This is a genomic window from Aceticella sp. 75b-Ac (genome assembly GCF_056032965.2).
The window spans coordinates 1,064,270-1,077,036 of sequence record NZ_CM190971.1; the positions used below are offsets into that span (position 1 = coordinate 1,064,270).

Below are 12,767 nucleotides of genomic sequence, written 5' to 3' on the forward strand. Positions count from 1 at the left end.
GATTACTGTTTTTTAGAAAAATTACTTAACATATACCTTCTGATATAAGCAAAATTAGTAAACAACCTGCTTCCAAATGTAAATATAGCAGCTAAATATATAGGAACACCCAATACATCGCCGATATAAGCTAATCCAGCCGCTATAATTGCATTGCCAAAAAAACCTGAAATAAATATTGCATTATTGAATTTATGTTCAAGACTTGCCCTTATCCCCCCAAAAACTGAATCTAATGCAGCCAATATTGCAACTGATAAATAAGGTGTGTAAATAGGAGGTAAATTAATTGGCAGAAGAAACCCGATAGCAAGTCCCAATACAAGGCTTAATAAAATAATTAAGATCATCATTTATTCTCTCCTTCATATATTGGTTTGGCATATTTGAATGAAACAACCCCATTGAATTTTTTTACTAAAATATTATTGGATTTTTTTATATTTACCTCAATTCCCCAATTCGATAGTGTATCAACAACTCCTCCTTTTAACTTCAAGGCTGCCTCTAATGTCTCGGGACTGCCAATCGCTCTTATTACATAAGGAGCAGCAAATCTGGATGAATTTACATTAACAGTCGGTCCAACACATCTAATTTCAGAAGTTGAAATAAGCCTTTCATCATTCAAAGAGATAGCCTCAGCACCTGCTGAGCGCAACTCGTTTACTACTTTTAATAAATCTTCGTCATGAACAAGAAATGGATTTGCATTACCGCCTGGCTGCACCGCCTTTTGACTATCATTTATAGTAACTATAACACCTGGTCCCTGTACATCTATTAATCCAGCTAATTCCTTATATTTAATAAGGTCATCTTTCAATGATTTTGTTATAGCGCTTGTCTTTGATGCCGATTCTTCATAAGTATTAATCTTGTTTTCAAGGTCAGCTAATTGTTTCTTTAATCCATCCCTTTCTGATTGAACCTCTTTTAACTTATTTGTTAAATCTTCTGCTCTTTGTAATGCAACTGTCCCACCGTTTTTTATCGTTTTAAACTCTATAGATAACATTATACCCAGTACAATACACATAAAAGCAATTGATATATACACATTTTTTTTCAAATTGATTCCTCCATTTCTTATGGCAAAAAAACTGGGTTATTGTTTTTGCTAATTTGAATAGTACCTTTATCATATCCTTTTTTCTCTAAGTCATTTAAAATAAGTTCAGAAAATTTAATTGAATATGCAACGTCATTAACATTATTGAAAGCTATATTAATCCCTGTTTTTGTTTTTATCATTAAGTTGTTTTTATCTATTACGGTTATGTTTTTATATATATCTTTATTATATATAATTTTTAAAAGTTTTGCCATATCATTATTGTCAAAAATGCCATCTATTTTCTTACCAATTTCATATTTTTTTATTTTAATTCCATTAATTATTGGCAATTTACTATCATATTCGTTCTCTTTAACCGCTACACCCTCATCATCAATATAAATATAATTTGTGTTATATGGTATCTGTGCCACAAGTTTTCGTTCCTCCACTTTAATTATAATTGATGATGGATACTTTATTTCTATATCGGCATCCTTAATAAAAGAATTTAATAATAGCCTCTTTTTTATTTCAAATGCATTTATTTTAAAAATATACATACCTTTATAAATCCCTGTCAAGCTTATGATATCATTATAGGACAAACTTTTATTTCCGTCTACTTCAATATTCTTTAATTTAAATATAGGTGATTGAAACATAATAAAATATATCAGAAACAATATTGTAATTATTGACAATATTGTTATGAATCTTTTTTTTCTTGCCTGTGTATTATTTTCCATCTTTAAGCACCCCATGCTTGTACATTTTTGATTTATATGTAAAACAGCAAATGCCGTTTTACATCATTTTTTCAATGTTTGCGCCAATACTCCTTAGATTTTCATCAAAATTTTCATAACCTCTATTTATATGTTCTATATCTTCAACAATTGTTATGCCTGATGCCCCGAGTCCCGCTATCACAAGAGCCGCTCCTCCTCGTAAGTCTCTTGCAACAACAGAGGTGCCGGTTAGATTTTTCACTCCTTTTATTACTGCTATACGCCCATCTACTTTTATATCCGCACCCATTCTAACCAATTCCTCTGTATATTTAAATCTGTTATCAAAAATAGTTTCTGTCACTATAGATGTCCCCTCTGCAATTGACAACAAAGAAGTCATCTGTGCTTGTAAATCAGTTGGAAAACCGGGATATGGAAGTGTTATAATCATATCAATCGCTTTTGGTCTTTTATTTGAAAATAGTTTTATATAATCATTCCCAGTTTTAATTGCAAATCCGCTTTCATTTAATTTTGATATTAAAGATTCTAAATGATTTTTTATTACATTTGTAAGAACAATTTCACTTGATGTCATTGCAGCGGCTATAAGATAAGTCCCTGCCACAATTCTGTCTGGTATTATCTTATATTCTACATCGTGGAGGCTTTTAACACCCTCTATGACTATTGTATTTGAACCGGCGCCGCTAACCTTTGCCCCCATGCTGTTTAAAAATTTTTGAAGGTCTTCTATTTCAGGTTCTTTCGCCGCATTACCTATTGTTGTAATTCCATCTGCCATTACAGATGCAAGCATAATATTTTCTGTCGCTCCAACACTTGGTATATCAAGATGTATATCACAGCCTTTTACTCTTTTGCTTTCGCAATTTATATAACCATAAGATTCTTTTATCATTATGGAAAGTTTTCTTAAACTTTTAAGATGTAAATCGATCGGCCTATGCCCAATATCACAACCACCGGGAAAACTAATTACAGCAGTATTATTTCTGGATACAAGCGCTCCCATCAAAAATATAGAGGACCTCATAGTTCGCATTAATTCGTCAGGGATGTGATTATCAATTATACCGCTGGAATCTACTATTATATCACTTCCGATAAATTTTACGGTACATCCAAGGTGTTTTAATATCTCAAGCATAGAATATACATCTTTTAATGCAGGACAATCATGTAAAATACTAATACCCTTATTTAACAAAGTCGCTGCAAGTATCGGCAATACTGAATTTTTAGCACCTTTTATTCTTAACTCACCTTTTAATTTATTCTCTCCAACTATTTTAAACTTCACCCCATTATATCACCCCCTGCAATCTGTTAATCTGATGTACACTTTATATTATGCATGATGCAAGCGGGAGGTTACCTTGGGACTATACAAGCTTCTTAATATATCCGTATATTATTTTTACGGCATCGATTTTTGCCATTTTTTTTGCATTGCTTTTCATCTTTTCTAACATGATTGGATTTTTTAATAAATTATTAACCTTTTCATATAATAATTTTCCTGTTAAGTCCTTCTCAATTATCATTTCCGCAGCTTTATTGTTTACAAGTACTTTTGCGTTATATTCCTGATGATTATGTGTCACATTCGGAGATGGAATTAGTATCGAGGGAGTCCCTGTTGCTGTTAATTCTGCCAGTGTAATAGCACCGGCACGGCAAATAATTAAATCAGCTGCTGCATAAACATCCTTCATATTGTAGCAATAAGGAATAACTTTTACATTTTTTTTAATATCTACATTTATGCTATTAATTTTTTTTAAAACTGTATCATATTGCTTGCTGCCCGTAATTATAAGAACTTGAATGTTTTCATCAATATACTTAATAAAATCTATCATGCTTTCGTTTATCTTTTCGGCACCTCTGCTTCCACCGACGGATACAATTAAGGGTATGTTATCTTTAAAACTTAGTTTCTTTAATGATGCTGTTTTATTATCACTCAATACTTCAGTCCTAATAGGGTTGCCGGTTACCACTATTTTCCTTTTGCATAGAAAATATTTTTTTGATTCTTCAAATGCCACAGCAACCTTATTTACAAATCCTGAAAGTATTCTGTTTGTAATACCGGGAAAGGCATTCTGCTCATGTATAATGGTAGGGATTCCTTTTAGGACAGCCATCATTACAACAGGTCCACATACATAACCACCTGTCCCTATAACAATATCAGGTTTAAAATCATTAATTATAAGCCTTGCATCAAAAAGTCCTTTAAACGCTGTATTTATAGTTTTAAATATATCTATTGAAATTTTCCTTTTAAAACCCTTGACACGTATTGTTTTTAATTCATAGCCGGATTTTGGAACAAGTTCACTTTCAAGACCATTTTTTGTTCCAACAAACAAAATCTCTGCATCTGGTTCATTTCTCTTTATTTCATCAGCAATAGCTACTGCTGGATATATATGTCCACCTGTACCACCACCTGTCAACAAGTATTTCAAAATAATCAACTCCTGTCTGAATTTGAATAACGGGAAATATTTAATAAGACTCCCATTGCCCCCATCATCAAAACTGTTGATGTTCCCCCATAACTTATAAAGGGTAAAGATACGCCTGTAGCAGGCATTGAAGAAGTCACAACAGCAACATTTATCAATGTCTGTACTCCTATAAGTCCTGTAATTCCTGTTGCAATAAGACAGCCAAACATATCTGGCGCCTTAGCTGCAACCCTAAGTCCTCTCATAATAAGATACAAAAATAACAAAAGTATTGTCGCTGTTCCAATTAAGCCAAGTTCTTCTCCTATTATTGAAAATATAAAATCATTTTGCGGCATTGGAAGATACATGAATTTCTGCCTGCTTCGTCCTAAACCTACGCCAAAAAGCCCTCCTGAGCCAAGTGCGTATAATGACTGTACAATTTGATATCCATGTTTTTGTATATCCTGCCATGGATTTAAAAATGTAAAAACCCTTTGCCTAATATATTTTACCGATGCAACAACAATAAGTGCAGCAGAACCACCAAGTCCAAATAGTGTAGCCATAAAAGAAATTTTTGCACCCGCAACAAATAACAATATTATTGAAATAATAAAAATTGTACCTGCGGTACTGAAATTAGGCTGCTTCATAATCAAGAAGAACAATAAGCCTGCCAAAAAAAGTATAGGTAACACTCCTTTTTTGAAACTTTTTGCATAATTAGGTTTTTTATCAAAATAATTTGCAATATACAAGATAATCGCATATTTTGCAAATTCAGAAGGCTGAATTGTTAAACTTCCTACACCAATCCATCTTGTTGCATTATACCTGTCTACACCTACACCGGGAATTAATACAACAATCAATAATGCAATAGATATAAATAAAAATATACCTACAATTTTCTTTAGTTTATGATAATCAATATTCATCATTATCGTCATGGCAAAAAAACCAAGTATTGCCCATAATAACTGCCTTTTCAGAAAGTAAAAAGAATCATTATAGGTATAATAAGCACTGGCGGAGCTTGCACTGAACACCATTATGACACCTATCGATACAAGAATAAGCACAGATATTAATATATTGTAGTCAACAGGATATCTTCTATTCATTCTTCTACCCCCTAAGTTCCTTCACCATATCCTTGAAAAATCTTCCTCTTTCTTCAAAGCTTTTAAACATGTCCCAGCTTGCACATGCCGGAGATAGCAACACATTATCACCGGGTTTTGACATTTCAAAAGCTTTGTGAACAGCTTCCTCGAAGCTATCTACAATTATTATGTTATCTTTTTCGAAATTATATTTTATTGCGGTATCAAAAATTTTTTTTGCGGTTGTACCTAATAATATAACTTTTACTACACGTCCCTTAAAAGCCTTTACAAATTCGTCAAAATCTACACCTTTGTCATATCCTCCTGCAATTAAAATGATCGGTCCATTCATAGCTTCAATTGCTTTAATTGCCGCATCAGGATTTGTTCCCTTAGAATCATTGAAATATTTAACTCCATTTATTTGTTTGACAAATTCTATACGATGTTCAACACCCTTAAATGTTTTTAAAGTATATGAAATTGTATCTATATCAACACCGGCAAGATAAGCCATAGATACTGCAACCATTGCATTCTCAACATTATGCCCACCTGGAATATATATATCTTCTGTTTTTATTACAGGAATTTCTTCTCCGTTTGATTTAATATAAATCATGCCATTCTTTAAAAATGTACCTTTATTTAATATACTCATCCTGCTGAAAGGAAAAATACGACATTTGGGTTTATTAAATAATTTCCGTACATTCCCATCGTCATAGTTTAGTATTGTATAACAATCCATATCCTGATTTTCAAATATACGTCCCTTTATATTTACATAATTTTCAAGGGTTTTGTGCCTGTTTAAATGATCCGGTGTTATGTTTATAATTGAACTTATTTTCGGTTTGAATTTTTTTATTGTTTCCAACTGAAAACTGCTAATTTCAGCAACAATAACATCTATACTTTGCGCTTCCATAACCGCATCAATTAATGGATATCCAATATTACCGGCAACAAAAGTTTTCTTACCATAATTTTTGAATATTTCTCCAAGCAGTGATGTGGTTGTGGTTTTTCCATTTGTTCCTGTAATAGCATATATCGGAGCTTTTGAAACCTCGTAGGCAAGTTCCACCTCACCTATGACTTCAATTTCTTCTTCTATGGCTTTTTTAATAATTTGAGAATCCATTGGTATTCCCGGGCTTACTACAAGCATACAAACATCTTCAAATATGCTATCCGGTATTTCCTCTAAACATATATTGATATTATACTGTTTTAGTTCCGCTAAAGTATCTATAATCTCTTCTTCTGGTTTTGAATCATATGCACATACGTCTGCACCTATTTGGGATAGAACCCTGCATAAAGCTCTACCGCTCAATCCAAGACCGGCTACAATAACTTTTTTCCCTTTTAAATTCATTTCCATTTGATATCCTCCTAACTTACACTAAAAAATGCTACAAATATTGCAATTAACGTAACAAACCAAAATACATATACCACCTTTGTTTCATGCCAGCCTGATAACTCAAAATGATGATGTAGAGGGCTCATCTTAAAAATTCTTTTACCGGTAAGTTTAAAAGATATTACTTGTATAATTACCGATAACGCCTCAATCATAAAGACAATTCCAACAAGGGGCAGTATAACAGGCAATTTTGTCATTAATGCTAATGCGCTAATTGCACCGCCTATTGCAAATGCTCCTGTATCACCCATAAATACCTCTGCCGGATACCTGTTAAATTTTAAAAAGCCAATTAATCCACCGGTAAAAGCAGCTGCAAATATAAATAACGAAGTATTGCCAATAAAAAATGTTATCAATGCAAAGAATGCCATAACCATAAAAGAAACACCCGATACAAGCCCATCAAGACCATCTGTTAAATTAACACTATTTACAGTACCAACAATAACAAACATAACAAATGGAATATAGTAAATACTTAGGTCAATATTTCTTTTTAAAAAAGGTATAATGACATCTGTTCCTATAAAGCTTTTTGCAAAATATGCAAGTACAAATGCTAAAATAAATTGTCCTAAAAGCTTCTGTCTTGCATTAAGCCCAAGAGACCTTTTATAATAAATTTTTATAAAGTCATCTGCAAAACCTATAAGACCAAATCCTAATGTAATAAGCAAAACAAGTGCCATATATTTATCCCATTTTGAAAAAATCATATCTGTTATAACTACCGAAATGATAAATATAATTCCCCCCATTGTAGGAGTCCCTGCTTTTTTTAAATGGGTTTTAGGTCCATCATTCCTTATACTCTGTCCAAATTTCAACTTATGCAATTCCGGTATTATTATTGAACCTAATATTAAACATATAATAAAAGATACTATTGTTGCAAATATCATCTTAAGCATATTCATAAATTCCCCCATAATATTTAATCACGAAAACTCATAAAATATTAAGTAATTCTTTCATAATCACCTTTCAAATATTCAACAATTTCCTCCATTTTTTTGCCCCTTGAACCTTTTACAAGTATAACATCATTATTCCTTATTTTTCCCTTTAATATATCAATTGCTTCAGTATTACTACTGCATATATATATATTGTCTTTTGCCATTCCTGAATTTTGAGCGGCTTTAGCTATTTTTTCCGCCAAATTTCCGATAGTAATTAAGATATCTATTCCACTTATATAAACATATTCGCCAATATCCCTATGACCTTTATCTGAATAATCACCAAGTTCAAGCATATCACCAAGAACAGCTATTTTACGCCGTTGTTTCATTTCTCTTAATACAGAAATAGCTGCTTTCATTGAATCTGGATTTGCATTATAAACATCATCAATTATCTTTATTTTTCCTGTATTTATAATATTAAGCCTCATTTTACCTGGTTTGAATTCTCTTAATGCTTTCACTATATCTTCTTTTTTTACATTGAATTTAAGTCCAATACAAATAGCTGCCATTGAATTGTATACATTATGTATCCCCGGAATACTTAATTCAACATTCATGCTTTCAAAAGGGGTTTTAAACTTGTATCTTAAACCACCTTCAAACTGTATAATATCATATGCTCTGTAATCGCCATTTCTTATTCCGTAAGTATAAAACTGAACATCTTTTTTGTTAAGAAGCTTTATAAGCATATCATCATCTGCATTAATCACAATGGTATTCTCAGTTGTAAAATCTTCAATAAGTTCTGATTTCGCTTTTAATATATTTTCCCGAGAACTTAGTTTTTCAATATGTGCAACACCTATATTTGTAAAAACAGCGATGTCAGGATTAGATATGTCCTTCAATGTTTTTATTTCGCCGAATCCGCTCATTCCCATTTCAATTACCGCAACTTGATGAAATTTATTAAGCTTAAAAATTGTAAGCGGAAGACCTATTTCATTGTTAAAATTTCCTTCTGTTTTTAGTACATTAAATTTTTTTGATAAAACAGCATGTATCATATCCTTTGTTGTTGTTTTACCGCTGCTGCCGGTAACAGCAATTACAGGAATATTAAATTTATCCCTATAATACCTTGATAGTTTGTGTAACGCTTCAAATGTATCCCTCACATAAATCAATGGTTTATCAGACATAATAAGTTTCTTGTTTTTCTCATTTGCAGTCAATGCAGCAGCTGCAATTTTAAGCGCATCCCCCAAAAATCTTTCACCATCATAATTATTACCTTTTAACGGTATAAAAAGCTCTCCTTTTTTAATTGTACGAGAATCGGTACTTATCCCGTTTATTAATATATTTTTATCACCCTGAAGCATTTCACCATTTAATGCATTTATTATTTCACTAATTTTTAAATCCATCACTTGTTTTCATCCTCATCCAAAATTTGTCTTATTATCTCTCTTTCATCAAAATGTATTGTTTTATCATTCAATACCTGATATGTTTCATGCCCTTTGCCTGCAAGTATTACAACATCATTTTCCCTTGCAACAGATAACGCATACCTTATGGCTTCTTTTCTGTTTTCTATAATTACGTAAGGACAGTAGGTCTTTTTTATTCCTTTTTCTATTTGTTTAATAATCTCCATGGGTTCTTCTGTACGAGGATTATCAGATGTCAGTATGCATAAATCAGCATGCTTACCTGCTATTTCCCCCATTATCGGTCTTTTATTAACATCCCTGTCACCGCCACATCCAAACAATAAAATTTTCCTGCCTGTTTCGTATTCGTCAAGTGCTTTCATTAAATTTTCAATACCATCTGGTGTATGAGCATAATCTATTATTATATAATATGGAACATCTAAATCTATTACTTCAAATCTTCCTTTTACCTGAATTTTGCTTAAAACCATTTTAATGGTATTAAGCGGAATTTTAAGAAAATATGCAACTGATATTGCCGCAAGCGCATTGTATACATTAAAAAGCCCTGGCATCTTTAAACTTATTTCTTCTGCTGTATCTTGAATCTGCACTTTAAATCTTGTTCCTTTTAAATTGTTCTTTATATCCTTAGCCATTATATAAGCACAATCTTTAATTCCATATGTAAGTACTTTTGCATTGGAACTTTCTATCATTAATGATGCATAATCATCATCAATATTGATTATACAAGCTGTTTTAGCCATTTGAAAAAGTTTCTTTTTTACATCGGCATAATTTTTCATTGTTCTGTGAAAATCAAGATGATCTTCTGTTAAATTCGTAAATACTGCTATATCAAAATCACATTCATCAACCCGATTAAGTGCCAGCGAATGTGATGAAACCTCCATAACAACATATTTAACACCTTCATCAACCATTACCCTGAAAAACTTCTGTAAATCAAGAGATTCAGGAGTTGTATGTTCTGAGGGGAAAACCTTATTCCCTATCATATTTTGTATGGTGCCTATAAGCCCAACCTTATTATTCTGGCTTTCGAGGATTGATTTTATCATGTATGTAACAGATGTTTTACCATTTGTACCAGTTACACCAATTAAAAATAATCTGCTGGTGGGGTTGCCATAGTAATTTGATGAAATTTTCGCCATTGCCTTTCTACAGTTTTTCACTTTGATTACGGTTATATTCCCTGTTATTTCTACGTCTCTGTCAATCACTATAACATTTGCGCCTCTTTTTATAGCATCATTTATAAAATCTGCCCCATCTTCCTTAAACCCTTTTATCGCAATAAAGATAAAATTCTTATCACATTTTTTTGAATTGTAACAGATGCCTCTGATTTCAACATTTATATCTCCCTTTATTTCAAACTCTATATCTTTTAATATATCCGTAAGTCTCATAATAGGCCTCCTTTTCTAATATATATTAAATAGTATAACACAATTACATAGCCTGCATAAATGTATTACATCATATTATATATAGATTAATTTTCCAATGGCCTGAAATCTACACTTACGGTTGTTCCTTTATCTACCAGTTCTCCTTTTTCTGGTTTTTGACTAACTGAAACACCACTGCCATTTATTTTAATCTTTAATCCTATATCATTCAGAATATTACTTGCCTCAACAACGGTCTTCCCTTTTAAGTCAGGTACTTCAACCTTTTGATTTGATTCATAATTATTTAAATATAAAACAATCAATGTATCCTCTTCCACCATTGCACCGGCCTTAGGTATTTGATCGACAACGACGTTGCCATTTCCTTGAAGAGTGCATCTTAATTTTCCATTCATAAGGGTATTCTGAGCATCACTAAGTTTCATATTTTTAATATCAGGAACAACTACTAAAGGTTTTTTTTCTATACCTTTTGGTTTTACCCCTAAATATGTTAATGAGTCCTGCAATATACTCTTAGCAACAGGACCTGCCAATGCACTTCCAAAGTGAGTTTCTGCATTTGGCTCATCTATTACAACGAGTACAATTATTTTTGGGTCATCTGCCGGTGCAAAACCTATATATGATGCTACATATTTACCAGGAGCATATTTTTCTGTTGTACCTGTTTTACCACCAACATCATATCCTTCTATATAGCCAGCCTTCCCTGTCCCTTCAGAAACTACGCTTTCCAAAATGCTCCTCATTGTTGCAGAGGTTTTTTCAGATATAACTTGCCTTACAATCTTTGGTTTGAACTCTTTTACAGGATTCCCCTTATCATCGACTATTGCTTTTACAATATGCGGCTCCATCAATTTGCCTCCATTTACAATAGCTGATACTGCTCTTATCATTTGAAGCGGTGTAACTGCAATCCCCTGTCCAAAGGCATTCGTAGCAAGTTCAACAGGACCTACATTCTTTTCCTTCATTATTAGTCCAGGTGCTTCCCCAGGGAGAACGATATCTGTTTTTTGTCCAAATCCAAATACATGTATATATTTATAAAGTTTATCAACACCTAATCTCTGTGCAACTGTTGCAAATACAACGTTACAGGAATTTTGCACGCCTTTTACAAATGTTTCACTTCCATGTGTTGACCAACAGTTTATTCTTTGCCCGGCTACTGTAATATATCCGGGACAGTAAAATTGATCATCCGGGCTAACTGCATTTTCTTCAAGTGCAGCTGATGCAGTAACAGTTTTGAAAACAGAACCAGGTTCATATGAATCGGAAACAGCCTTATTTCTCCATTTTTTATATAAATCCTCCTTAGAACCTGCAAACGGATTATTAGGGTCATAGTCAGGTCTGCTGGCCATAGCCAATATTTCACCGGTTTTAGGATCCATTACAATAGCAACTGCTCCTTTTGTAGGCTTTGCATGGGCTATTCCATCGTCAAGGGCTTTTTCTGTGAAATGCTGTATTGTTTCATCAAGCGTCAAAATAACATTATATCCATTTACAGGCGCATAATATTGATCTGTTCCATACTCCATTTTTCTTCCAATGGCATCCATTGGAAAAGATATTCTTCCCGGTATACCCCTTAAATAATTATCAAAAACAGATTCTATGCCATCAAGCCCCTGATTGTCTGCACCTGTAAAACCAAGAATATGCGAAGCTAAGTTTTTGTCAGGATAGTACCTTTTAGTATCAACAGAAATTATAATTCCGGGAATATTTAATTTTCTTATTTCATTTATTATGTCATCATTAACCCTCCTGGCAATCAATACCTCTTGAACTCCATGATTAGATATCTTTTTGAATATATCTTCTTCTTTTATGTTTAGTAGTTTTGCCAATTTTAATGCAACAAATTCCCTTTCAGAATCCTTTATATCTTTTGGAACAATACTTATCTTGTTAGAACTGGCACTTTCTGCAAGTGCCTTGCCATTTCTATCAAAGATTATACCTCTTTTTGGTGAAACCAATACATCCAGTGTCCATTGGGGTAAAGCCATCTTTTGATATGTTTCGCTCTTAATTACCTGAATCCAGAACAGCCTTAAAATAAGTGTAAATATCACAGTTGTACACAAAAATAGCAAAAAGAGAATCCTCTTTTTTATC

Annotated in this window: 11 protein-coding genes; all 11 read right to left on the reverse strand. The window is 32.6% G+C overall.

The window, feature by feature from the left end:
• Positions 1-2: 2 nt before the first annotated feature.
• Positions 3-350 (reverse strand): small basic family protein, encoded by a 348-nt coding sequence (locus AC0LWJ_RS05665; protein WP_284681047.1) that lies wholly within the window; start codon positions 348-350, stop codon positions 3-5.
• A complete protein-coding gene (locus tag AC0LWJ_RS05670; RefSeq protein ID WP_474239483.1) occupies positions 350-1,072 on the reverse strand; it encodes a DUF881 domain-containing protein in 723 nt (240 codons plus the stop codon). The genes AC0LWJ_RS05665 and AC0LWJ_RS05670 overlap by 1 nt, the downstream gene beginning before the upstream one ends.
• A 17-nt stretch (positions 1,073-1,089) precedes the next feature.
• Positions 1,090-1,821: a cell division protein FtsQ/DivIB gene (locus tag AC0LWJ_RS05675; RefSeq protein ID WP_474239485.1), complete on the reverse strand. Its 732-nt coding sequence runs from the start codon at positions 1,819-1,821 to the stop codon at positions 1,090-1,092.
• 43 nt (positions 1,822-1,864) lie between these two features.
• Positions 1,865-3,115 carry a UDP-N-acetylglucosamine 1-carboxyvinyltransferase gene (murA, locus tag AC0LWJ_RS05680; RefSeq protein ID WP_474239486.1) on the reverse strand — a complete coding sequence of 417 codons (1,251 nt, stop codon included), beginning with the start codon at positions 3,113-3,115 and terminating at the stop codon, positions 1,865-1,867.
• 82 nt (positions 3,116-3,197) lie between these two features.
• On the reverse strand, positions 3,198-4,292 hold the full coding sequence (gene murG, locus AC0LWJ_RS05685) for an undecaprenyldiphospho-muramoylpentapeptide beta-N-acetylglucosaminyltransferase (protein ID WP_474239488.1): 1,095 nt from the start codon (positions 4,290-4,292) through the stop codon (positions 3,198-3,200).
• A gap of 5 nt (positions 4,293-4,297) precedes the next feature.
• Entirely contained in the window at positions 4,298-5,404 is a 1,107-nt protein-coding gene (spoVE, locus tag AC0LWJ_RS05690) for a stage V sporulation protein E (RefSeq protein ID WP_474239489.1), read from the reverse strand.
• Between the two features lie 4 nt (positions 5,405-5,408).
• Positions 5,409-6,773, reverse strand: a complete 1,365-nt coding sequence (gene murD, locus AC0LWJ_RS05695; RefSeq protein WP_474239514.1) for a UDP-N-acetylmuramoyl-L-alanine--D-glutamate ligase — start codon at positions 6,771-6,773, stop codon at positions 5,409-5,411.
• 17 nt (positions 6,774-6,790) lie between these two features.
• Positions 6,791-7,738, reverse strand: coding sequence for a phospho-N-acetylmuramoyl-pentapeptide-transferase (gene mraY / locus AC0LWJ_RS05700; RefSeq protein WP_474239516.1), 948 nt, complete (start codon positions 7,736-7,738; stop codon positions 6,791-6,793).
• 47 nt (positions 7,739-7,785) lie between these two features.
• Positions 7,786-9,174 (reverse strand): UDP-N-acetylmuramoyl-tripeptide--D-alanyl-D-alanine ligase, encoded by a 1,389-nt coding sequence (locus tag AC0LWJ_RS05705; RefSeq protein ID WP_474239491.1) that lies wholly within the window; start codon positions 9,172-9,174, stop codon positions 7,786-7,788.
• A complete protein-coding gene (locus AC0LWJ_RS05710) occupies positions 9,171-10,622 on the reverse strand; it encodes a UDP-N-acetylmuramoyl-L-alanyl-D-glutamate--2,6-diaminopimelate ligase (protein WP_474239493.1) in 1,452 nt (483 codons plus the stop codon). The genes AC0LWJ_RS05705 and AC0LWJ_RS05710 overlap by 4 nt, the downstream gene beginning before the upstream one ends.
• Before the next feature lie 86 nt (positions 10,623-10,708).
• Complete coding sequence (locus tag AC0LWJ_RS05715) at positions 10,709-12,745, reverse strand: stage V sporulation protein D (RefSeq protein ID WP_503031403.1); 2,037 nt, start codon at positions 12,743-12,745, stop codon at positions 10,709-10,711.
• Between the last annotated feature and the right edge of the window lie 22 nt (positions 12,746-12,767).

Excerpts from the sequence above, each read along its gene's own strand:
- AC0LWJ_RS05675 (WP_474239485.1), bottom strand. The coding sequence starts at position 1,821 with ATGGGGTGCTTAAAGATGGAAAATAATACACAGGCAAGAAAAAAAAGA.
- mraY (WP_474239516.1), bottom strand. The coding sequence starts at position 7,738 with ATGCTTAAGATGATATTTGCAACAATAGTATCTTTTATTATATGTTTA.
- spoVE (WP_474239489.1), bottom strand. The coding sequence starts at position 5,404 with ATGAATAGAAGATATCCTGTTGACTACAATATATTAATATCTGTGCTT.
- AC0LWJ_RS05710 (WP_474239493.1), bottom strand. The coding sequence starts at position 10,622 with ATGAGACTTACGGATATATTAAAAGATATAGAGTTTGAAATAAAGGGA.
- murD (WP_474239514.1), bottom strand. The coding sequence starts at position 6,773 with ATGAATTTAAAAGGGAAAAAAGTTATTGTAGCCGGTCTTGGATTGAGC.
- AC0LWJ_RS05665 (WP_284681047.1), bottom strand. The coding sequence starts at position 350 with ATGATCTTAATTATTTTATTAAGCCTTGTATTGGGACTTGCTATCGGG.